The organism is Pseudomonas sp. S12(2018) (assembly GCF_024355235.1).
Lineage (GTDB): Bacteria > Pseudomonadota > Gammaproteobacteria > Pseudomonadales > Pseudomonadaceae > Aquipseudomonas > Aquipseudomonas palmensis.
Genome location: NZ_QLAD01000011.1, coordinates 176480 through 199223 on the forward strand (window position 1 = coordinate 176480; position 22744 = coordinate 199223).

The 22744-nt window shown below is 63.8% G+C and carries 23 protein-coding genes; 13 read left to right on the plus strand and 10 right to left on the minus strand.

Going from position 1 to position 22744, the window contains the following annotated elements; translation table 11 throughout:
• Window positions 1–111: 111 nt before the first annotated feature.
• The 8 genes from pqqA (at window position 112) to DN388_RS23460 (ending at window position 7096) form a co-directional block, all read left to right on the plus strand.
• Window positions 112–183: a pyrroloquinoline quinone precursor peptide PqqA gene (gene pqqA / locus DN388_RS23425; RefSeq protein WP_020289857.1), complete on the plus strand. Its 72-nt coding sequence runs from the start codon at window positions 112–114 to the stop codon at window positions 181–183.
• 122 nt (window positions 184–305) lie between these two features.
• On the plus strand, window positions 306–1469 hold the full coding sequence (gene ercA / locus DN388_RS23430) for an alcohol dehydrogenase-like regulatory protein ErcA (protein WP_043860111.1): 1164 nt from the start codon (window positions 306–308) through the stop codon (window positions 1467–1469).
• Entirely contained in the window at window positions 1453–3135 is a 1683-nt protein-coding gene (locus DN388_RS23435) for a NahK/ErcS family hybrid sensor histidine kinase/response regulator (protein WP_054915724.1), read from the plus strand. Before ercA ends, DN388_RS23435 begins: the two co-directional genes overlap by 17 nt.
• A 250-nt stretch (window positions 3136–3385) precedes the next feature.
• Entirely contained in the window at window positions 3386–3790 is a 405-nt protein-coding gene (locus DN388_RS23440) for a TraR/DksA C4-type zinc finger protein (RefSeq protein ID WP_043860109.1), read from the plus strand.
• Between the two features lie 162 nt (window positions 3791–3952).
• Window positions 3953–5560 (plus strand): methyl-accepting chemotaxis protein, encoded by a 1608-nt coding sequence (locus tag DN388_RS23445; RefSeq protein WP_255002269.1) that lies wholly within the window; start codon window positions 3953–3955, stop codon window positions 5558–5560.
• Between the two features lie 117 nt (window positions 5561–5677).
• On the plus strand, window positions 5678–5887 hold the full coding sequence (locus tag DN388_RS23450; RefSeq protein ID WP_054915725.1) for a hypothetical protein: 210 nt from the start codon (window positions 5678–5680) through the stop codon (window positions 5885–5887).
• Window positions 5888–6422: 535 nt separating this feature from the next.
• Entirely contained in the window at window positions 6423–6890 is a 468-nt protein-coding gene (locus DN388_RS23455) for a hypothetical protein (protein ID WP_043860106.1), read from the plus strand.
• A complete protein-coding gene (locus tag DN388_RS23460) occupies window positions 6887–7096 on the plus strand; it encodes a hypothetical protein (RefSeq protein ID WP_255002272.1) in 210 nt (69 codons plus the stop codon). Before DN388_RS23455 ends, DN388_RS23460 begins: the two co-directional genes overlap by 4 nt.
• A gap of 9 nt (window positions 7097–7105) precedes the next feature.
• Here DN388_RS23460 and DN388_RS23465 read toward each other — a convergent pair whose 3' ends face one another.
• The 7 genes from DN388_RS23465 to DN388_RS23495 form a co-directional block, all read right to left on the minus strand.
• A complete protein-coding gene (locus tag DN388_RS23465) occupies window positions 7106–7477 on the minus strand; it encodes a Na+/H+ antiporter subunit G (protein ID WP_043860104.1) in 372 nt (123 codons plus the stop codon).
• Window positions 7474–7752: a K+/H+ antiporter subunit F gene (locus DN388_RS23470; protein WP_043860103.1), complete on the minus strand. Its 279-nt coding sequence runs from the start codon at window positions 7750–7752 to the stop codon at window positions 7474–7476. Before DN388_RS23470 ends, DN388_RS23465 begins: the two co-directional genes overlap by 4 nt.
• Complete coding sequence (locus DN388_RS23475) at window positions 7749–8237, minus strand: Na+/H+ antiporter subunit E (protein ID WP_043860102.1); 489 nt, start codon at window positions 8235–8237, stop codon at window positions 7749–7751. The genes DN388_RS23470 and DN388_RS23475 overlap by 4 nt, the downstream gene beginning before the upstream one ends.
• Window positions 8234–9919, minus strand: coding sequence for a monovalent cation/H+ antiporter subunit D (locus tag DN388_RS23480; protein WP_043860101.1), 1686 nt, complete (start codon window positions 9917–9919; stop codon window positions 8234–8236). Before DN388_RS23480 ends, DN388_RS23475 begins: the two co-directional genes overlap by 4 nt.
• Window positions 9916–10260 (minus strand): Na+/H+ antiporter subunit C, encoded by a 345-nt coding sequence (locus tag DN388_RS23485; RefSeq protein ID WP_007986256.1) that lies wholly within the window; start codon window positions 10258–10260, stop codon window positions 9916–9918. The genes DN388_RS23480 and DN388_RS23485 overlap by 4 nt, the downstream gene beginning before the upstream one ends.
• Complete coding sequence (locus DN388_RS23490; protein WP_054915726.1) at window positions 10260–13178, minus strand: monovalent cation/H+ antiporter subunit A; 2919 nt, start codon at window positions 13176–13178, stop codon at window positions 10260–10262. Before DN388_RS23490 ends, DN388_RS23485 begins: the two co-directional genes overlap by 1 nt.
• 149 nt (window positions 13179–13327) lie before the next feature.
• Window positions 13328–14275 (minus strand): DMT family transporter, encoded by a 948-nt coding sequence (locus tag DN388_RS23495; RefSeq protein WP_255002337.1) that lies wholly within the window; start codon window positions 14273–14275, stop codon window positions 13328–13330.
• A gap of 84 nt (window positions 14276–14359) precedes the next feature.
• Between DN388_RS23495 and DN388_RS23500 the strand changes: the two genes are divergently transcribed.
• A complete protein-coding gene (locus DN388_RS23500) occupies window positions 14360–14923 on the plus strand; it encodes a helix-turn-helix domain-containing protein (RefSeq protein WP_043859845.1) in 564 nt (187 codons plus the stop codon).
• A 7-nt stretch (window positions 14924–14930) separates the two neighbouring features.
• On the opposite strand, the gene DN388_RS23505 is transcribed toward DN388_RS23500, so the two are convergent.
• A complete protein-coding gene (locus DN388_RS23505) occupies window positions 14931–15488 on the minus strand; it encodes a cysteine hydrolase family protein (RefSeq protein WP_054915728.1) in 558 nt (185 codons plus the stop codon).
• A 104-nt stretch (window positions 15489–15592) separates the two neighbouring features.
• On the opposite strand from DN388_RS23505, the gene DN388_RS23510 reads away from it, so the two are divergent.
• From DN388_RS23510 to DN388_RS23525, 4 genes are all read left to right on the plus strand, one after another.
• Window positions 15593–16573, plus strand: coding sequence for a GlxA family transcriptional regulator (locus DN388_RS23510; protein ID WP_255002342.1), 981 nt, complete (start codon window positions 15593–15595; stop codon window positions 16571–16573).
• Window positions 16574–16650: 77 nt separating this feature from the next.
• Window positions 16651–18090, plus strand: a complete 1440-nt coding sequence (locus DN388_RS23515; protein WP_253087339.1) for an FAD/NAD(P)-binding protein — start codon at window positions 16651–16653, stop codon at window positions 18088–18090.
• Between the two features lie 105 nt (window positions 18091–18195).
• On the plus strand, window positions 18196–19356 hold the full coding sequence (locus DN388_RS23520; protein WP_255002346.1) for a cysteine desulfurase family protein: 1161 nt from the start codon (window positions 18196–18198) through the stop codon (window positions 19354–19356).
• 54 nt (window positions 19357–19410) lie between these two features.
• A complete protein-coding gene (locus tag DN388_RS23525; RefSeq protein ID WP_054915732.1) occupies window positions 19411–21219 on the plus strand; it encodes an aminopeptidase P family protein in 1809 nt (602 codons plus the stop codon).
• 43 nt (window positions 21220–21262) lie between these two features.
• Here the strand turns inward: DN388_RS23525 and DN388_RS23530 are convergent, their stop codons facing one another.
• Window positions 21263–21544 (minus strand): hypothetical protein, encoded by a 282-nt coding sequence (locus tag DN388_RS23530; protein ID WP_043859840.1) that lies wholly within the window; start codon window positions 21542–21544, stop codon window positions 21263–21265.
• Between the two features lie 181 nt (window positions 21545–21725).
• Complete coding sequence (rhtA, locus tag DN388_RS23535; protein WP_255002352.1) at window positions 21726–22613, minus strand: threonine/homoserine exporter RhtA; 888 nt, start codon at window positions 22611–22613, stop codon at window positions 21726–21728.
• Window positions 22614–22744: the final 131 nt, after the last annotated feature.

Here is a 22744-nt window from a genome sequence, read left to right on the forward strand (position 1 = left end):
GACGCCCGATGGCTGTGGGAAAATCTGTTCCAAAGTAGCATTCGACCTGCGCCGGCAACGGTGTATTAATAGACGCACCGCAATCCTGTGGTGCCAGAAGAGGATGGACCTATGTGGAAAAAACCCGCGTTCACTGATCTGCGTATCGGCTTTGAAGTGACCATGTACTTCGCCAGCCGTTGATCCCTCTTGCGCCGGTGCCCCAAGGCACCGGCGCTGCCTTGTGCATCCCCCCTATCGTCTGATTGCAAAACCCTCCTGATGCTTTAGGCTGGCGCTACCTTAAAAGAACAAGAAGGCGTCGCATGAGCCCGAACCTGAGCCAGTTGCGTAAATTCGTCTCTCCGGAAATCATCTTCGGTGCCGGCTGTCGGCACCATGTGGCCAATTACGCCAGGACCTTCGGCGCGCGCAAGGTACTGCTGGTCAGTGACCCTGGCGTGATCGCCGCCGGCTGGGTCGGCGACATCGAGGCCAGCCTGCAGGCGCAGGGCATCGATTACTGCCTGTACAGCGACGTGTCGCCCAACCCGCGGGTCGAAGAGGTCATGGCCGGCGCCGAGCGCTATCGCAGCGAACAGTGCGACGTGATCGTGGCCGTTGGCGGCGGCAGCCCGATGGACTGCGCCAAGGGCATCGGCATCGTGGCGGCCCACGGCCGGCACATCCTGGAGTTCGAAGGGGTCGACACCATCCGAGTGCCGAGCCCGCCGCTGATCCTGATCCCGACCACCGCCGGCACCTCGGCCGACGTGTCGCAGTTCGTGATCATCTCCAACCAGCAGGAACGCATGAAGTTCTCCATCGTCAGCAAGGCGGTGGTACCCGATGTGTCGCTGATCGACCCTGAAACCACCCTGAGCATGGACCCGTTCCTGTCGGCCTGTACCGGCATCGACGCGCTGGTGCATGCCATCGAGGCGTTCGTGTCCACCGGTCATGGGCCGCTGACCGACCCCCATGCCCTGGAGGCAATGCGCCTGATCAACGGCAACCTGGTGCAGATGATCGCCAACCCGCAGGACATTGCCCTGCGCGAGAAGATCATGCTCGGCAGCATGCAGGCCGGGCTGGCCTTCTCCAATGCCATCCTCGGGGCGGTGCACGCCATGTCCCACAGCCTGGGCGGGTTTCTCGACCTGCCCCACGGTCTGTGCAATGCGGTGCTGGTCGAGCATGTGGTGGCCTTCAACTACAGCGCCGCCCCCGATCGCTTCAAGTTGATCGCGCAGACCCTGGGTATCGATTGCCGCGGGCTGAACCACAATCAGGTCCGCCAGCGCCTGGTCGAGCACCTGATCGCGCTCAAGCACGCCGTGGGCTTTCACGAAACCCTGGCCTTGCACGGGGTGGGCAGCAGCGACATTCCGTTCCTGTCGCAGCATGCGATGGACGACCCGTGCATCCTCACCAACCCGCGGACCTCGAGCCAGCGTGATGTCGAGGTGGTGTATGGCGAGGCCCTCTGAGCCTGGCGCGAATGCGCTGGCCGGGCTGCTGGGGCTGAGCAACCACACTGTTCGCAAAAGCCACTACCCGGAACTGGCGGCGCGCCTGGACGAGCTGGAAACCGAGCGCAAGCGCTATTCGTGGCTGTTCGAGCATGCGGTGCACGGCATCTTCCAGGCCAGCCTCGACGATGGCCTGCGCGCCGCCAACCCGGCGCTGGCGCGCATGCTGGGGTATGCCGACCCCCAGGCGGTTCTGTTTTCCCGGCGTGACCTGGCCAGCCACCTGTTCGTGGGCGGCCAGGCCGAGTTGCAGGACATTGCCCAGGTGCTGCAGCGCGAGCAGGCCCTGCTGGGTTACGAAACCCAGCTGCGACGCAAGGACGGCAGCAGCATCGATGTGCTGATGAACCTGTTGCTGCGCCCGGACGAGGAGGGCGTGGTCGAGGGGTTCGTCGCCGACATCACCGAGCGCAAGCTGGCGCAGGAGCGTCTGCAGCAACTCAACGACGAGCTGGAGCAGCGCGTGGCCGAGCGTACCCGCCAGCTGATGGAGGCACGCGATGCGGCCCAGGCCGCCAACCGCAGCAAGGACAAGTACCTGGCCGCCGCCAGCCACGACCTGCTGCAACCGCTCAACGCTGCACGCCTGTTGATTTCGACCCTGCGCGAGCGCCAGTTGCCGCAGGCCGAGCAATTGCTGGTGGAGCGCGCGCACCAGGCGCTGGAAGGTGCCGAAGACCTGTTGAGCGATCTGCTGGATATTTCCCGGCTCGACCAGGCGGCAATCAAGCCTGACCTTGACCTGTACCTGTTGGACGATGTGCTGGCGCCGCTGGCCTCGGAGTTCCAGCCGGTGGCGGCTGCCGAGGGCCTGGGCCTGCGTTTGCGCAGCGGGCGCCAGGTGATCCGCACCGATGTGCGGCTGCTGACGCGGATCCTGCGCAACTTCCTCAGCAACGCCTGCCGCTATACCGAACAGGGGCGCATCCTGCTGGGGGCGCGGCGGCGTGGCGACTGCCTGCGCCTGGAGGTCTGGGATACCGGGCGCGGCATTGCTGCGCAGCGCCTGCAATCGATCTTTCTCGAATTCAACCAGCTCGATGTGGGCCGCGCCGCCGATCGCAAGGGGGTGGGCCTGGGCCTGGCGATCGTCGAGCGCATTGCGCGGATCCTCGATTACCCGGTACGGGTACGCTCCTGGCCGGGGCGCGGTTCGGTGTTCAGCATCGATGTGCCGCTCTCCACCGAACGTCGTTGCCCGCCGGTGCTGGCGCCAGCACCGCTGCCGAGCGTCGGCGACCCGCTGCCGGGGCGCCGCCTGCTGGTGCTGGACAACGAACTGAGCATCTTGCAGAGCATGGCCGCCCTGCTGGCCCAGTGGGGGTGCGAGGTGCTGACCGCGACCGACCGCGAGACGGCATTTCAGGTGTTGCAGGGGCGCGCGCCGGAACTGGTGCTGGCGGACTTTCACCTGGACCACGGGGTGACTGGGTGCGAGGTGGTGCGCGACCTGCGTGAGCATTTCGCGGTGACCATACCCGCCGTGATGATCACCGCCGATCGCAGCGACCAGAGCCGCCGTGCGATGCAGCGCCTGGGCGCGCCATTGCTTAACAAGCCGGTCAAGCCGGGCAAGCTGCGTGCGGTGCTGAGCCAGCTGCTGGGCGAGGCGGGCGTGCGATAAACAGCGAGACTACCCCCGCGGACGAGTTTTTTTGCTATAAAGGCCGCCCTCAGGGGAGCGTTGACGCTCGTTCGAGGGGCATTTCGGACAAAACCACCTTCATTTGTATTGCCCCTTGCGAAACTCGGCCTTAGACTGCCGCCCCCTGTAAATTGAGTGCCGGATGGTGCTTGAAGAATTGCGCCGCCGGCGAGCTGTTCGCCGGTAGCACCCGATCGCCTAAATGCACGTATTTTTTATAGAGAAATCAATGACAAAGGAAAAGTTGCTGGCCATGCCGGCCGATGACTACATGAACGCTGAGCAGCATGCCTTTTTCACCGAGCTGTTGCAGTCGATGAAAGTGGAGATCCATGAGCGCATCGAGAAAAGTCGTGTAGCCATCGAAAGCCTGGACACCCCTGCTGATCCTGCCGACGCCGCCTCGGTCGAAGAAGAGCGTCACTGGCTGGTCAACACCATCGACCGCGACCAGCGCCTGCTGCCCCAGCTGGAAATTGCCCTGGGCCGCATCAAGGACGACAGCTTCGGCTGGTGTGAAGACAGCGGCGAGCCGATCGGCCTCAAGCGCCTGCTGATCAGCCCCACCACCAAGTACTGCATCGAGGCGCAAGAGCGCCACGAGCAGCTCGACAAGCACCAGCGTCAGGCCTGACGCCCGCTGTCGTACCAGCAAGCCCCGGGTTCACAGCCCGGGGCTTTTGCGTTTCTTTGCCTTGCATCAAGCAGGAGGGTCTTACATCCAACGAAGCATGGATAATGGCCTTGTAGTGGCGTTTAATGGGGGCACAATAACGACACTGCGGGAACCATTGTTATGATGCGAGAAGGATCTCTGCCTGGCACGCTGGTGCCGCTGCAAGGTACGTCCACTGGCGCCCGGCGCTGGTCGGGCACGGCGCTGCAAAGCCTGGTACTGGTGGTGTTGCTCAGTGCCATGGCGTTTGCCGATGTGTCCTTCTACCTGTGTCTGCCACTGGCCTTGCTGGCCCTGTGGCTGCCGTTGATGCGCAAGCGGCCGGCCGAGGTGGTGAGCGAGCAGGACCCGCTGGGCGACCTGACCCGTGACCTGGCCCAGGCCACCAGCCACAACGCGCTGTCTGCCGCTGGCGTTGCCCATGCGGTGCAGCAACTGGCCGACAAGCTGCAATCGCAACTGGTGTCGGCGGCGCAGATCGTCAGCAGCGCCGAAGTCATGATCGGTACCGAGAAAGCCACTTCGCAGCTCAGCCAGCAGGCCCTGGGCGCGGCCCGCGAGGCCCACCACAGCAGTGCTGCCGGCAGAACGGTGCTGGCCGAGTCGATCCAGCGCATGCACCAGCTCAGCGCCCGTGCCAACGACAGCCGCGAACTGATCGAGGCGCTGCACCAGCGCAGCGAAGACATTGCCCGGGTTACCCTGGTGATCCAGACCATCGCCAGCCAGACCAACCTGCTTGCATTGAACGCGGCCATCGAGGCCGCGCGCGCCGGCGAACATGGTCGTGGCTTTGCCGTGGTGGCCGATGAGGTGCGTGGCCTGGCCGGACGTACCGCCAGTGCCACCGAGGAGGTCGGCCTGATGGTGGCCGATATCCAGCAGCGTACCGCCCAGGTGGTGGAGCAGATCCGTGAGTTGTCCGATGACCTGCACCAGGGGGTGGACCAGGTCGAGCACACCGGCGAGCAACTGGACGCCATCGCCGGGCTCGCCGCTGGCGTCGAGCAGCAGATCGATGCGATCGCTGCCGGTACCGAGACCAACCGTACTCAGCTCGACAGCCTGTTCCAGGCCGTGGCGCAGATGCGCAGCGACCTGGTGGTGAGCGACCAGCAGACCCAGCGCCTGGCCCAGGCAGCCGTGCAGATGGAAGGTCAGGCCGAGCGTATCAGCGAGCGTCTGGCCGAGGTGGGGCTGGATGACTACCACCAGCGCGTATACGACCTTGCCCGCCAGGGGGGCCAGAAAATTGCCGAACGCTTCGAGGCCGACATCGCCCAGGGGCGCATCAGCGTCGATGCTCTGTTCGATCGCCAGTATCAGCTGCTGCCCGGTACCCGCCCGGCCCGTTACCGCACGCGTTTCGACGACTACACCGACCAGGTACTGCCCGCGATCCAGGAGCCATTGCTGGCCCAGCATGAAGGCCTGGTGTTCGCCATTGCCTGTACCCAGCAGGGCTATGTGCCGACCCACAACAACGCCTTCAGCCAGCCACTGACCGGTGACGAGGCGACCGATACCGCGCACAACCGCAGCAAGCGCATGTTCGACGACCGTACCGGTATCCGTTGCGGCAGCCATCAGCAACCGGTGCTGCTGCAGACCTATACCCGTGACACGGGCGAGCTGATGCATGACCTGTCGGTGCCGATCCAGGTACAGGGGCGCCACTGGGGCGGCTTGCGCCTGGGCTATCGACCCCAGCACAGCGTGATTTCCTGAGTCGGATTTGTTGCGCTTGATGCAAAACAGCTATGCCGGGGATAGCTTTTTCCCGCAAGGGGCAGGGGTTTATCATCGCCTCATCGTTAGGCTGCTAATTAAATTCCGGAGGGAATCATGCAGTGCAAGGTCGATGTGGCGGTGATGATCGGCAGTGGCGTTCCCATTTCGCTGCGTTCGGTGGGCATGCGCGTGTGCTGGGTGGTGCTGGTCAACGGTGAGCGCAGAGGCACCGCGTTCGCCAGCCGTGACGAGGCACACGCCTGTCGCGCCGCCTGGCTGGCACAGTTCGATGGGCAGGGGCTGGACGCCTGTCAGGCCGGGTAGGCGCGGGGCCTGGCCTCGAGGGTCCTTGCCAGGTCGCAGGCCTCCCCGTGATGTCGGCGAAAGCCTTTCACCCGGCCCGTGGCAGACTCCGTGATATGGAAAAAACCGACGCCAGCCGGCACTACAATGTAGCGCGGCCGGGTTTTGCCGGATGCGCTCCCGATATTTTTTGATACTTCAAGTGTATTGCCCACTCGACGTGTTTCGGTGTTTTCGTGCATATTCGCTTCCCTGTGCAGTGAACATGTTCGTCCAGAGGTCCTTCGTTCTGGGATCTTTCTTTCAGCTATCGCATTTTTTCAGCGAGCACGCTGTCAGAGAAATCGGTTGCACTTTGGGAAATGGCTGTTTGTAGCCGCCGGTTATCAACTGGCAGGGCACGACGTGTTTTCCTTCGCAGCCTGGTGTCTGTGCGTACGAACAACCCTGGCACTGATCCACTAGTCTTTCAGACTTCAAATTGAAAACCGGGACCTTTGCGGCGCAGTGCCGCCTGCGAGGTGGCGGGGTGATGCTGGTTTTGAGGAATTAATCATTGGCAGTCAGTAATCTGGATATGCACGCCCTCTTCGTGTTGGGCGATCTGCGGGCCAAGTTGGTCAAACAGTTTCAATCGCGCTTCGTCTACGTGACCGAACAAAGTGCCGAAGGTATCTACCTTGCCGAGATCGATACCGAAGAGGCCCTGGTGGTCGATGACAAACAGCGGCTCGAACTGAAAGTGGGCGATCACTTTCGGGCGGCGGTATTGCCCAGCCGCGAAGGTGGCAAGTTGGAGATCCGCTTTCGCGACATCAAGCTGACCGTCTACGAACTGGGCGATTATGCGTTCGTGACCGTGCCCGAAGGGCATGGCATCGTGTTCCGCGAAGGGCAGACCGTGGTGATGGTGTTTGCTGCCCACGAGCAGATCAAGGAAGGCCTGACCAAGACCCTTAAGGCTGCCACGGCCAAGGCCGCCAAATGGCGCAAGGGCGAACTGACCTTCAAGGCCAGCGAGTGAGCAGTACCGCTGCGGCGTCGGGGCGTGCGCGCTTCCACGCCGAGCATCAGGCCCGCGCCCAGGCCCAGGCCCTGGAGTGGCTGGCACAACGCGCGGTGCTGCAGGGCGCCTGGTTGAACTGGGTGGCAGGGCAGCTGTATCAGCTGAGCCCGCCGGAATATGCGGCAATGGTGCGCCGCGAGCTGCAGGTGTTGGCAGCTCAATAGGGCCAGGAGTCAGTGCCCGGTATCGCGCCCGCGGCCACTGCTGACCTCTTCGGGCACGTCATCCCCGGCCATGCGCTTGCGAAACAACCCGGCCCGCGCCAGCAGCAGGGTGGTCACCGGCACGGTGATCGACAGAAGGATCGGGATCAGCCAGGCGTGCAGTACGGGCGAGTGCTTGAGGCCGGAAAAGTACAGGATCGAAGCCATGGCCACGCACCAGGTGCCGAAGGTCGACGCCAGGGCGGGCGGGTGCATGCGCTGGAAGAAGGTCTTCAGGCGCAGCAGGCCTACCGCGCCGCTCAGGGCGAACAGGCTGCTGACGACCAGCAGCACAGCCGTGACCACTTCAAGCCAGAACGGCAATTCGACGGTCGAGTTCATTCGATCACCTCGCCACGCAGCAGGAATTTGGCCAGGGCAAACGAGCCGACAAAGCCGAACAGGGCTATCAGCAGCGCACCTTCGAAGTAGGTGTCGCTGGCGTAGCGGATACCCAGCACCAGCATCATCAGCATGGCCAGAATGTACAGGTAGTCCAGCGCCAGTACCCGGTCCTGTGCCGAAGGGCCCTTGAACAGGCGCACCAGGGTCAGGGCCATGGCCAGGGCAAAGATGAACAGGCTGGCGAGAATGGCGTTGGCGAGCAGGCCAGTCATTCGAAAATCTCCATCAGCGGACGTTCGTAGGTGTGCTTGAAGTGGTCGATGAACTGCGTTTCATCGTCCAGATCGAAGACATGCAGCAGCAGGATGCTGCGGTCCAGCGCCAGCTCCGACCAGATGGTGCCGGGAATGACCGTGGTGATCATCGACAGCGCCGCCAGGCCATGGGCATCGCGCAGGTCCAGCGGAATACGGATGAAGCGCGAGCGTGGCGGCCGGCCACCGGCCTGCCATACGCTACGGGCAACCTGCAGGTTGGACATCACCACATCGCCCCCCACTCGCAGAATCAGCCGCACGATGGTGCCAGGCTTGCGTATGCGCACCGGTAGCGGACGCAGCGGCGCCATCAGGATGGGTGCCAGGATTGCCAGCAGTGCGCCAAGCAGCAGGTTGCCGGCACTCAGCGAGAGGTTGAGCAGCAACCACAACCCCCAGAGCGAAAGCGACAGCAGTGGCGCGGGAAACAGGCGCTTCATGGCTGCACCTGCCCGGCAATCGCCTCGCTGGTGGGGCCGGGCACCGGTCGCGTGCCGAGTACCGCATTGACGTAGCTGGCAGGGTCCTTGAGCCCGGCTGCCGTGTCCTGGGTGTAGCGCAGCAGTGGTTCGGCGCGCACGCTCAGCAGTACGCACAGCCCCAGCAGCAGCACGATGGGAATGCACTCATTGCGCCGTAGCAACGGCGAGGGGCGCTCCTGCGGGGTCCAGAAGCGCTGGATGCCGACACGGGTCAAGGCGATCAGCGATGCCAGGCCCGAGAGCACCAGCAAGGCCACCAGGCCCCAGCCGGCTGCGGACAGCGGCTGGTCGACCGGCACGCCCAGGCCGTTGGGGTTGAACAGGGCGCTGATCAGGCTCAGCTTGCCGATGAAACCGGACAGCGGCGGCATGCCGATGATCAGCAGCGCGCAGGCGATGAAACTCAAGCCCAGGAATGCCATGGTCCAGGGAATCACCTGGCCGATCACCGCCTTCTGTTCATCGTCCAGGTTGATGCCCTTGGGCGGCTGCAGCGATTCCAGGGGCGAGGGCAGCGCATCGGTGTCGTCTTCCAGCGGGATCTCGTTGGCCGAGCGCGAGCGCTCGATCAGCTCGGCCAGCAGGAACAGCGCGCACAAGGCCAGGGTGGAGCTCACCAGGTAGAACAGTGCGGCGGCGGTCAGCGCCGCCTGGCCGAAGCCGATGGCGGCCAGCAAGGTGCCGGCCGAGACCAGGATGCTCAGGCTGGCCATGCGCTCCAGGCGTTGCGCCGCCAGGATCGACAGCGCCGCGCAGCCCAGGGTGGCCAGGCCACCGATGACCAGCCACTCGCCGCCGAAGAACGCCGAAGCGCCGGCCTGACCGGAGAACAGCAAGGTCCACAGGCGCAGCACGGTATAGGTGCCCACCTTGGTCATGATCGCGAACAGTGCGGCAACCGGGGCGCTGGCCGACGAGTAGGCCGGGACCAGCCAGAAGTTGAGCGGCCAGATACCCGCCTTGGCCAGAAAGGCCGTGGCCAGAATCGCCGCGCCGGCATGCAGCAGGCCGCGGTCGGCCTCGGGCACCAGTGGAATCTTCAGGGCCAGGTCAGCCATGTTCAGGGTACCGGTGACCCCATAGAGCATCGCCGCCCCCACCAGGAACAGCGAGGAAGCGAGCAGGTTGATGGCAATGTAGTGCAGGCCGGCCTTGACCCGCGCACGACCCGAGCCATGCAGGATCAGGCCGTAGGAGGCGGCCAGCAGCACTTCGAAGAACACGAACAGGTTGAACAGGTCGGCCGTCAGGAAGGCGCCGTACAGGCCCATCAGCTGGATCTGGAACAGGGCGTGGAAGCTGGCGCCTGCACGGTCCCAGCGCGCGGTGGCGAACACCAGCGCGCTGACCCCGACGATGCCGGTGAGTACCAGCATCAGTGCCGAAAGGCGGTCGAGTACCAGCACGATGCCGAAAGGTGCCTGCCAGTTGCCCGGCAGGTACACGCCGATCGAGCTGGCCTGGCCCTGCTCCTGCACCCACAGCAGCAGGCAGATCGAAATACCCAGCCCGGCCAGGCTGGAGATCAGGTTGATGCGGGCCTTGAGCGGCCGGCGCTTTTCGCCCAGCAGCAGCATCAGTGCGGCGGTCAGCAGCGGCAGCAGAATGGGCGCGACGATCAGTTGGTTCATCACACTCATTCTTTAGGCTCCCGGCCATCCACGTGGTCGGTGCCGGTCAGCCCGCGCGAAGCCAGCAGCACCACCAGGAACAAGGCGGTCATGGCGAAGCTGATGACGATGGCCGTCAGTACCAGTGCCTGGGGCAACGGGTCGGTGTAATGGAGCAGGTCCTGGGGTACGCCGTCCTTGATGATCGGCTCCTTGCCGATGAACAGGCTGCCCATGCTGAAGATGAACAGGTTGACGCCGTACGACAGCAGACACAGGCCCATCACCACCTGGAAGGTCCGTGGGCGCAGGATCAGCCACACGCCTGACGCGGCGAGCACACCGATGGCAATTGCAATCACTTCTTCCATCAGGCGGCTCCCGGGTTGACGGTGGGTTTGGGCTGGCTGCTCGGCCGGTGGCTGCGCACCGACTGGTGGGCCAGTGCGGTGAGGATCAGCAGCGTGGACCCGACCACCACGGTAAAGATGCCCGTGTCGAAGAACAGGGCGCTGGCGACATGGATGTCGCCCAGTATCGGCAGGTCAAGGTGCGCGGTATGCGTGGTCAGGAACGGGTAGCCAAGCAGCATCGCCCCGGCCCCGGTGAGGGTTGCCAGCAACAGCCCGGTGCCCATCCAGCGCAGCGGACGCAGGCTCATCTGGGCTTCCACCCACTGGGTGCCGGCGACCATGTACTGCAGGATGAACGCCACCGACATCACCAGGCCGGCGACGAAGCCGCCACCGGGCTGGTTGTGGCCGCGCATGAACAGGTACATCGAGATCACCAGCGCGATAGGCAGCAGCAGTCGCACCAGGGCGGCGGGCACCATCATGAAGCCCAGCGCGGTATCGGCGGCCTGACGCGGGTTGACCAGGTCGGTGACCACGTCCGGCGCCAGCAGGCGCTGCTGGGCAGGTAGCTGGATGCTCTCCTTGGGCGGGCGGAAGCGGCGCAGCAGGGCAAACACGCTCAGTGCCACGGCCACCAGTACGGTGATTTCACCCAGGGTATCGAAGCCGCGGAAGTCAACCAGCATCACGTTGACCACGTTGGTGCCGCCACCCTCGGGCAGCGCCCGGCTCAGGTAGAAGGAAGAAATCACGTTGGGTGTCGGGCGGGTCAGCATTGCGTACGACAGCAAGGCCATGCCACCGCCGACCAGCACCGCCAGCAGCAGGTCGCGCAGGCGGCGTGCCACAGCGCGTTCCTTGCTGCCGGGCAGGGGCGAGATGTCTTCGATACGCCGTGGCAGCCAGCGCAGGCCCAGCAGGATCAGCACCGTGGTGACCACTTCTACCACCAGTTGGGTGAGCGCCAGGTCCGGCGCCGAGAACCAGACGAAGGTGATGCAGGTCATCAGGCCGCAGACGCTGACCATGGTCAGGGCCGCCAGCCGGTGGTATTTGGCCTGCCACGCAGCGCCGATGGCACAGATGATCGCGATCAGCCAGAGCATCACGAATACACCTGAGCCCGGGATTTTTGGCCGGTCGCCCCAGCTCAACCCGGTTTGCAGCATGGGCAGCACGCCGGCGAGCAGGGCGATGAGCACCAGCATGAACAGCTGCTTCTGCAGGCGGCGGGTGGTGAACAGGCGCTCGAAGCGGCGCGCCACACGCATCAGCAGCACCTGGCCGTGTTCGAAGAGGCGCTTGCCATTGAACAGCTCGATCAGCGGCGGGTAGAGGAAGCGCCCGCGCTTGAGCTGATTGCGCAGCACCAGGTAGAGCACCACGCCGCCGCACATGGCGATCAGGCTCATGATCAGTGGTGCATTCCAGCCGTGCCAGATGGCCAGGCTGTACTCGGGCAGCGTGCCACCCACCACCGGCAGTGCGGCAGCGGCCAGCAGCGGGCCCACCGACTGCGCAGGGAAGATACCCACCACCAGGCAGGTCAGCACCAGCAACTCGACCGGCGCGCGCATCCAGCGGGGCGGCTCGTGGGGGGTATGGGGCAGGTCGGTGGCCGGCGGGCCGAAAAACACGTCGACGGTGAAGCGCAGCGCATAGGCGACGCTGAAGGTGCCCGCCAGGGTCGCGATGATCGGCAAGGTGGTTTCGACCCAGGCCGTGGAACTGATGAACACGGTTTCGGCGAAGAACATTTCCTTGGACAGAAAGCCGTTCATCAAGGGTACGCCGGCCATCGAGGCACTGGCGACCATGGCCAGGGTGGCGGTGAACGGGATCAGCCGGAACAGCCCGCTGAGCTTGCGGATATCGCGGGTGCCGCTTTCATGGTCGATGATGCCGGCGGCCATGAACAGCGAGGCCTTGAAGGTGGCATGGTTGAGAATGTGGAACACCGCCGCTACCGCTGCCAGCGGGCTGTTCAGGCCCAGCAGCAGGGTGATCAGGCCCAGGTGGCTGATGGTCGAGTAGGCCAGCAGGCCCTTGAGGTCGTTCTGGAACATGGCCGCATAGGCGCCCAGCAGCAGGGTGCAGGCCCCTGCGCCGCTGACGATCCAGAACCATTCTTCGCTGCCGGCCAGCGACGGCCATAGCCGGGCCAGCAGGAACACCCCGGCCTTGACCATGGTGGCCGAGTGCAGATAGGCCGAGACCGGCGTGGGCGCGGCCATGGCGTGGGGAAGCCAGAAGTGGAAGGGGAATTGAGCGCTCTTGGTCAGGGCGCCGAGCAGGATAAGGGGAAGCAGAATGGGGTAGAGGGCATGACTGCGAATCAGGTCACCGGCGGCCAGGACCTTGTCCAGGTCATAGCTGCCCACCACATGGCCGAGCAGCAGTACCCCCGCCAGCAGGCACAAGCCACCGGCCCCGGTGACCATCAGCGCCATATAGGCGCCGCGCCGTGCATCGGCACGGTGGTGCCAGTAACCGATCAGCAGGAACGAGAACAGGCTGGTCAGTTCCCAGAAGAACACCATCTGGATCAGGTTGCCAGAGATCACCAGGCCCAGCATGGCACCCATGAACGCCAGGAAAAACGCGAAGAAACGCGGAACCGGGTCCTGGGGTGACATGTAGTAGCGCGCATACAGCGACACCAGGGTGCCGATGCCCAGCACCAGCAGCGAGAACAGCCAGGCGAACCCGTCCATGCGCAGCACGAGATTGAAGCCCAGGCTCGGCAGCCACAGAAATTCTTCACGGATGACGCCGCCATCGGCAATTTGCGGGTACAGGAGTGCGACCTGCACGGTACCGACCAGCGCGACAAGGCCGGCCAGAAGTGATTCGCTGTTACGCGCGTTGTGCGGCAGTACAGCCGCCAGACAGCTGCCAACAAACGGCAGAAGCAGTAGAACTATCAAGGACATAGATTTCTAATCTGCAGAGGTTTGTAAGGGATCATACGTGGCGCCCCGTCGATCACCAACACGCAAGCTGTCGCAGAATCCTACTTTTGCGCCTCATCAACGCGTTTTTTTATAACAGTTTTTTACAAGAATTGTGCCGCTATTGCAGATTACCGGTCCGTTTGTTGCACCTGTTGATCGTCATCACTGGCGCCGAGGGGCTCGCCACGGCGTTTGATCTTCAGTTCGCTGACCACCACCGCGATCACGATCAGTAGCCCGCCGAGCAGTGCGATGCCCGGCAGACGCTCGCCCGCCAGGCGGCCGACGATACCGGCCCATACCGGCTCTGCAGCGTAGATCAGCGTAGCCCGGGTGGGCGAGACTGATTGCTGGGCCCAGTTCATTGCCACCTGGATCACCGCACTCATGGCGCCCAGGCCGACGGCACTGCCCAGCAGCAGCCAGGAAAAGTCCGGCAGGGCTTCCCGGGTGGGCACCACCATCATGAACGACAGCGCCGACGCGGTAGCCAGTTGCACCACGGTCACGCGGCGCACGTCGACCTTGCCGGCATAGTTGCTGATCAGAATGATCTCGGCTGCGATCGCCACGGCGCCGATCAGCGTGGCGATTTCGCCGGGGCTGAACTGCAGCGAGCTGCCACTGGGGCCGGCCACCAGCATCAGTCCGGCGAACGCCAGGCCAATGCCCAGGCTCGGCATCAGCCCCGGGCGCCGGCCCAGCACCAGCCACTGCAGCAGCGGTACAAAAGGTACGTACAAGGCGGTGATGAATGCCGACTGGCTACTGGTGATGGTTTGCAGGCCCACCGTTTGCAGGCCGTAGCCCAGCATGATCGAGGCGCCGATCAGTACGCCGGCCTTGACCTCGAACCAGGTCAGGCCGGGCAGCGCACGCGCACTGAACGCCCCGACAAACAGCGCCGCCGCTGCAAAGCGCAGGCCGACGAAGAACATCGGGCCGCTGACGGTCATCACGTTATGCACCAGCAGAAAGGTGGCGCCCCAGAGCATGGTGATGAACACCAGCACCAGTTCGGCCTTGCTCAGGCGCAATGAAAGGAAGAGAGATCGAGCAGTGGTCGGCGAGGTCATGGGCTTGCACACGTGGGGCGAGCGACGCACAATGCGTCGGAAGGTGGGCAGTATACTGCGCAAGCCATGTGAGTGAGCAATATAGTGCACAAAGATTCCAGTCAGCGGGCCTCCGTGCTTCAGCACGTGAGCCAGAATATCCGGCGCCTGCGCCATGCGGCAGAGCTGAGCCAGAGCGCCCTTGCAGAAAAATCCGGGGTCAGCCGACGCATGCTGGTGGCAATAGAAGCGGGTGAAAAGAATGTCAGCCTGACCACCCTCGACCTGATCGCCGAGGCCTTGTCGGTGGCGTTCAGCGACCTGATCCAGGCACCTGACAGCCGTGACCCTGATCGCATCAACGAACTGGCCTGGGCCGGTGTGCACCCCGGCAGCAAGGCCGTGTTGCTGGCAAGTTCCAGGGCCAGCCGCGAGGTGGAGTTGTGGGAGTGGCGCCTGGAGCCGGGCGAGGTGTACCCGGCCGAGGCCGATTTCGACGGCTGGAGCGAACAGATCTACGTGTTCGAGGGGCGCCTTACCCTGGTGATAGAAACGCAGGAACATGTGCTGGCGGCTGGCGATTTCTACAGCTTCGCCAGCAACCGCATGCATGCCTACCGCAACGATGGCGACGTGGCGACGCGCTTCGTGCGCAACGTGGTGATCTGAAGGCCTGTCAGCGCCGATTGGCGTCAAGCCACTCCTGGGTGGAGACCACCTGCGCGTAGGCGAAGGCCAGCGATGCCATGTACGCCGCGTGGGCCTGGGCCGCCGGTACGACCACGCCGTTGAATTCCAGGTCGCGGGTGGCGCAGGCATCGTGCACCACCGTGGTGCCATAGCCCATGTCCGAGGCGGCCCGGGCGGCGGCATCGATGCACATGTGGCTCATGCTGCCGACCAGGGTCAGGCCGGTAATCTTGTGCTGGTCGAGCAGGGCCTTGAGGTCGGTGCCCAGAAAGCTGTTGACGTTGTGCTTGAGCACCACCGGCTCGCCCTCGCGAGCGGCTGCTTTCGGATGAATCTGCGCGCCTTCGGAGCCCGGAGTGAAGAAAGGTGCATCGGCGGACTCGAACTCATGACGTACATGGACCACCAGGTCGCCGTTTTCGCGGGCAGCCTGGATGATCCGTGCGGCGTTGTCGGCGGCCGCATCGGCGCCGTGCAGCGTCCATTTGCCGCCGGGGAAGTAGTCGTTCTGGATGTCGACGATGATCAGTGCCTGTTTGCTCATGGTGCAGTCCTTCAGGAGAATGGTTGTGACGTGCTGATAGTTATAGGCTTGTGCGACAGGCTTGCGCATTGGCGCGACCGACAAATTGGCGGGAAAAACTGACAATGGATGCAATCGGCGATCAGGTCGAGATCGGTATTCTGGTTTACCCAGGTGCCCAGATGGCGGCAGTGCATGGCCTGACCGACCTGTTCGCGGTGGCCAACCGCATGGCCGCGGACCTCGGGGCGCGACGCAGCCCGCTGCTGCGGGTGTGCCACTGGGCCGAGATGCCGGGACAGCCGCTGGCGGTGAGCTTCGACAGTCACCCGCAGGCGCATCACCGCCCGCGAGTGATGATCATCCCGCCCAGCCTGACCGAGGAGCCGGGCCCCGACCTGATCGATCGCTTCTGCAACGACCTGCGCCAGTGGCACCGCGAAGGCGCGCTGCTGGTGTCGGTGTGTGTCGGGGTGTTCTTCATTGCCGCCAGCGGCCTGCTCGACGGTCGCTCCGCCACTACTCACTGGAATTTTGCCCAATCGCTGGCCGAGCGCTTTCCCCTGGTCAAGGTCGAGGCCAACCTGCCGTTGCTGGAAGATGGCGACATCATTACCTCGGCCGGATTGATGGCCTGGACCGAGTTGGGGCTCAAGCTGGTCGAGCGCTTCCAGGGGCAGACCCTGGCGGCTGAGACGGCGCGATTTCTCGCGGTGGCGCCAGTGCATGCCATGCCTGGGCCGGGCAGCGTGTTCAGCCCGCGCCTGGACCATGGCGACGAAGCGGTGCTCAAGGTGCAGCACTGGCTGCAGAGCACGGGGGCGCGGGAGGTCAACATGGCCTTGATGGCCGACTGCGCAGGGCTCGAGCAGCGCACCTTCCTGCGGCGTTTTCGCAGCGCCACCGGCCTCAAACCCACCGAGTACTGTCAGCAGGTGAGGGTAGGGCGCGCTTGCCGGATGCTCGAGTTTACCAACCGCAGCATCGACCAGATCGCCTGGGGTGTTGGCTACCAGGACCCTGGTGCGTTTCGCAAGGTCTTCCACAAGGTCACAGGGCTTGCGCCAGGCGAGTACCGCAAGCACGTGGTCGGGCCTGCGGGCTGATCCTCCTTTGGTACCGCACCGCTGCCCTTGCGGTGGATTGCTGCTTATTATCCGGTCTCCCGGGAAAGGAGATACCGATGCACGAACAACAACCGGCACCTGCCTGCGACGACATGGCGGATGTACTGATCATCGGGGGTGGCCTGAGCGGCGCCTTGTTGGCGGCGCAATTGCTGCGTCGCCCCGGACGCCGGCGCCTGCTGGTGGTCGAGCCGCGTGGGGAGCTGGGGCGTGGCGAAGCCTACAGCGCTACCGAAAACGGTCATACCCTCAATGGCAATGCGGCGCGCATGAGCGTCGATCCGGACAATCCCGATGACCTGACCCACTGGCTGCAACAGCAGATCGATGCCGGGCAGTGGCCCGAATCCGCCGAGCAGGGCGTGCCGGTGGCCGAATTGTTCCCGCCGCGAGGTCTGTTCGGTCGCTATGCCCGCCAGCGTCTGGCAGAGGCCGAGCGTGTCGGCGCCAAGGCCGGCTCCACGCTGGAGCATGTGTGTACCGAGGTGGTTGACCTGCAGGTGCACGATGACAGGGTTCAGGCGCAATTGCAGGATGGACGCCGGGTGCAGGCGCGCCAGGCGGTGCTGGCTACCGGCATGTTTGCCGCGGCGCGCACGGCGCAGGTGGGTGAGAACAGCCTCAACGCCGCAGCCATCGACCCCTGGGACGTGGCCGCCATGCGCACGATCGACCCGCAAGGCACAGTGTTGATCATCGGTTCCGGGCTGACCATGGTCGACACCCTGGTGTCGTTGCAACTGGCCGGGCATCGTGGGCCTGTCGAGGTATTCTCGCGCCACGGGTTGTGGCCCCACGAGCGCCGTCAGCCACCGCCCTGGGAGGATTTTCTCGAGGCGGACCCTTCGCTGCGCAGCCCGCGCCAGTTGCTGCGTGCGCTGCGCCGGCAATGCAGGCTGGCGTTGGCCCAGGGCATCGACTGGCAGGCCCCGCTGGACACTGTGCGGGTGCATATCCCCAGGCTGTGGAGCCAGGCCAGTGACCGCGAACGCCGCCAGTTCGTGCGCCATGTGCGGCCCTGGTGGGAAAGCCATCATCACCGTTCGCCGCCCCAGGGTGCAGCGCTGCTGGAGCGGTTGCGCCAGGAGGGGCGCCTGCATATTCATGCGGCCTCCCTGCAGAGGGTCGAACCGGCTACCGGAGCCGGGGTGGGGGTGCGTCTGCGGTTTCGCGGCGAGGCCCAGGCGACGCGGGTCGAGGGTGCCGCGCTGGTCAACTCCACCGGTATCGAGTATGACTGGCGGCGCGTGGCACGCCCGCTACCGCAAGCGTTGTTGCAGCGCAGGCTGATCCGGCCAGGGCCGCTGGCCCTTGGAATTGATGCCGACCCGCAGGGCGCAGTGATCGATGCCGATGGCGCGGTCAGTACGCGCCTGTTTGCGATGGGCCCGCCGCTGCGTGGCCTGTGGTGGGAAAGTACTGCCGTCACCGATGTGGCGTTGCAGGCCAAGGGATTGGCTGCTCGTCTGACGCGGGAGCCTGAGTCATCACCGTAATTGTATTTTTGTTATATAAATATGAAAATTGATAATTAATGGTTCTATGCGTGTTCGTGCACTATAGATGCACGACTACTCCACGCATTCAGGAAGCGCCTGGCCATGACCACACTCCCGCTGTATTTCGACTACGCCGCCACGACACCCGTCGACGAGCGAGTCATTCAGGTAATGGTGGAGTGTCTGGGGGTATCCGGGCGTTTTGGCAATCCGGCTTCCAGCTCCCATCGGTATGGTCAGCAGGCACGCCTGGCGGTCGAGCAGGCACGGGCCCAGGTCGCCGGCCTGGTAGGGGCGCGGGCCGACGAGATCATCTGGACGTCGGGTGCCACCGAATCCAACAACCTGGCCCTCAAAGGGCTGGCTCAGGGCCGCACAGGTGGGCATGTCATCACCAGCCGCATCGAGCACAAAGCCGTGCTCGATACTGCCCGACAGCTCGAGCTGGCAGGCATCGAGGTGACGTGGCTGAGCCCCGATGCCCAGGGGTTGATCACTGAACAGGCGGTATCAGCGGCGCTGCGTGACGACACCTTTCTGGTATCGCTGATGTTGGTCAACAATGAACTGGGCACCCTGAACGATGTGCAGGCCATCGGCGAGCGGGTGCGCCGCCACGGCGCATTGCTGCATGTGGATGCCGCCCAGGGGGCAGGCAAGGTGCCTATCGACCTGTCACGCTGGCCGGTGGACCTGATGTCGTTTTCGGCGCACAAGGTGTATGGGCCCAAAGGGATCGGTGCGCTCTACGTCGGCAAGCGCGCCGCGCCGCTGCTGCAGGCACAGATTCACGGTGGCGGGCACGAGAACGGATTGCGCTCGGGCACCCTGGCCACTCACCAGATTGCCGCCATGGGCGCAGCCTTCGCACTGGCCGGGCAGGTGCAGCAGCAGGAAGTTGCACGTATGCACCGGTTGCGTGAGCGGCTGCTGGAGCAGCTGGCCGATATTCCCGGCCTGGGGCTCAACGGCAGCCCTGTCCAGCGCATCCCTCATACGTTGAGCCTGACCTTTGGCGGTGACGGTATCGATCTGCAGGCGCTGGCCCGTACGCTGGCGTTTTCCTCGACGTCGGCCTGCAATTCGGCCAGCAGTGCGCCTTCGCATGTGCTGCTGGCGCTTGGGCATGACGAGCGTGCGGCACGGCAGACGTTGCGTCTGAGCCTGGGGCGCTATACCCGCGAAGAGGATATCGACGCCGCTGCCGGTGCCATCCACGCAGCGTTACACAATGTGCCTTTCTGGGCGGTTGCCCACGGTTGAGTGCTGCTTCATTATCGTCCACCAGAACATTGGTCGCGGTGGTGGCACAACATAATGAACAGTCAGCCTGGAATGCAGGAAGCAGTAACCGCGCGCCTGGCGCGCATGCGTGCAGTGATGAACCGCGAAGGGGTCGATGCACTGCTGGTGCCCTCGGCAGACCCGCACCTGTCCGAATACCTTCCAGGCTACTGGCAGGGGCGCCAATGGCTGTCCGGGTTTCATGGCTCGGTGGGTACGCTGGTGCTGACGGCCGATTTTGCCGGGCTTTGGGCCGACAGTCGTTACTGGGAGCAGGCCGAAAAGGAGCTGGCGGGTAGCGGTATCGCGTTGATGAAGCTGATGCCGGGTCAGCCGGGGGCCCTTGACTGGCTAGCAGAGCAGGCGCCCGCAGGCGGCACGGTGGCAGTAGACGGTGCGGTGATGCAACTGGCGTCGGCGCGGCAGCTGCAGGATCGCCTCAGGGTGCGCAATGTGCGCCTGCTCAGTGACAGGGACCTGCTGGCACAGGTGTGGCTGGAGCGGCCTGCGTTGCCAGGCAGCCCGGTTTACCAGCACCTGCCGCCGCACGCGAGCGTCAGCCGTGCCGACAAGCTGGCGCAACTGCGCACAACGCTCAAGGAGCGCGGCGCAGATTGGCATTTCATTGCGACGCTGGATGACATCGCTTGGCTGTTCAACCTGCGTGGCAGCGACGTTTCATACAACCCGGTATTCGTTTCCTTCGCATTGATCGGTCAGCATCAGGCCATTCTGTTCGTGGCATCGAGCAAGGTCGACAGCGCTGTGCGCGAGGCACTTGAGTCTGACGGGGTGCAACTGCGCGAGTATGAAGCAGTGGGCAGCGCGCTGGCAGGCATCGAGGCGGGCAGTGTCCTGCTGGTAGATCCGGCACGGGTGACCAGCGGGTTGCTGGCCAACCTCGGTGCCCAGGTGCAGCTGCTCGAAGGCATCAATCCAAGCGTTCTGTCCAAGTCGAGAAAGAGCGAGGCGGACCTCGTTCATATCAGGCAGGTGATGGAACAGGACGGTGCGGCGTTGTGCGAGTTCTTCGCGGACTTCGAAGCCGCACTGGGGCATTCGACCCTTACCGAGGTCAGTGTTGACACCTTGCTCGGCGCAGCCCGGGCTCGACGTCCCGGTCATGTGTCCCCAAGCTTTGCCACCATTGCCGCCTTCAACAGCAATGGGGCCATGCCGCATTACCGCGCCACCGACGCCTCGCATGCGCTCATCGAAGGTGATGGGCTGTTGTTGATCGATTCAGGTGGGCAGTACCTGGGAGGGACCACCGACATTACCCGTATGGTGCCCATCGGCACGCCAAGCCTGGAACAGAAGCTGGATTGCACGCGGGTGCTCAAGGGCATGATTGCACTATCCAGGGCGCGTTTTCCGCGGGGCATTGCCTCGCCTTTGCTCGATGCGATTGCCCGAGCACCGTTATGGGCCGAGCATGTGGATTACGGGCATGGCACCGGCCACGGCGTCGGCTACTTCATGAACGTGCACGAAGGGCCCCAGGTGATTGCCTATCAGGCCTCGCCTGCACCGCACACAGCCATGCAGGCCGGCATGATCACTTCCATCGAGCCGGGCACCTATCGGCCTGGGCAGTGGGGCGTGCGCATCGAGAACCTGGTGTTCACCCGGGATTCGGGCAAGAGTGGTTTTGGTGACTTTCTTGAATTCGAAACGCTGACCTTGTGCCCTATCGACACACGATGCCTGTTGCCTGAGCAACTGGGCAGCGAAGAACGCGAATGGCTCAATGATTACCACCGCACGGTGCGTGAACGGCTTTCGCCACTGCTGGCAGGTGCTGCTCTGCACTGGCTGGAACAAAGAACCGAAGCTGTCTGATCGGGCACATGAAAAAGGGCAACCTGCGGGTTGCCCTTTTTCGTTACTTGCAGATGACGATCATGCTTCGGCTGGTGTAGCCGGCGGGGTTGAGCCCGAAGGGGTAGTCCCCTGGCTCGTCTTCGCCATCGCCAGACTTGGCGACGACTTTGTAGCCTTTGGTGCCGCAGGAACTGGCGGCCTTGGCGTAGCACTTGTTCCATGAAGACGACAGGCCCGAGCAGTTGATGTGCATGCCCTTCTTGCCGTGTTTGACCTCAGTTTTGGCGTTCGCCGCACAGCCAGCAATGGCCAGAATGGCTAGGATGAGCAAAATTCGTTTCATTCCTGTCCTTACAAAGAGTGTCGGGTCTGCAAGCCCGAGACGGTTACCTGCGCCTCTTCCTGATGCCTCTCGCGTCCTTGTCTTAAGTTAAAACTTCAAGCAGTGCATTGAATTACAGCTTAAACAGGGTGCCATGGCGACACAATGACAAAAACAGGTTCAAATGGAAATATTTCTCAAATCAGTCGGCTGGCACCAGTGCTGGGCTTTCCCTGCGCATGGACAGTGTGGCACCCACCGAGGCAGTAATGATCGCGGCGATGGCCAGCCATTGCGCCATGCTCAACACTTCGTTGAGAAACAGTAGTCCCGACAATGCGCCGAATGCCGGTTCGATGCTCATCAGTGTGCCGAAGGTTCGGGCGGGCAGGCGTGTCAGGGCCACCATTTCCAGGCTGTACGGCAATGCTGTCGACAGAATGGCCACGCCAATCGCCACGGGTAGCAGGGCAGGGTTGAGCAGGGCGCTGCCGGCATGAACGATGCCGATCGGCGCAACGAACAGTGCGGCAACCATGACGCCAAGTGCGGCGGTCTGAATGCCGTGCTCGGCCCCGGCTTTCTGCCCATATAGAATGTAGAGCGCCCAGCACACGCCGGCGCCCAGTGCGTAGCCGGCGCCTATCAGGTCGATGGCCGCCCCGGTCTGCCCGATGGGTATCAGCAGCAACAGGCCGACCACTGCCAGACCGATCCATACGAAATCCATGGCCCTGCGCGATGCGTACAATGCCACGGCCAGCGGGCCGGTGAACTCCAGGGCAACGGCGATACCCAGCGGGACACTGCGCAAGGACATATAAAAGAGAAAGTTCATGCCGCCCAATGCCAGCCCATAGATGATGACCGACTTGAGGGTGCTGGAGGTGAAGCGCGCGCGCCAGGGGCGCAGCAGCACCAGCATGATGAGGCTGGCGAAAATCAGGCGCAGCGTTGTGGTGCCTTGCGCACCTACCAGCGGGAACATGCTTTTTGCCAGCGAGGCGCCGGACTGGATGGATGCCATTGCAATTAGCAGCAGGCCAATGGGGAAGAGGCTGGAGGCCAGGCTGCGGGGGTGGGTGTTCATTGTTGGAGTTGCTTCCTTATATAGAGAGAGGCGTGTGGCCTGGCGTCTATGATGCGCAAGGAGGCGAGGATGAGCAATATAGTGCGCAACTTTCTTTGTTCATCGAATATCGCCAATTAACCCTTGACGCG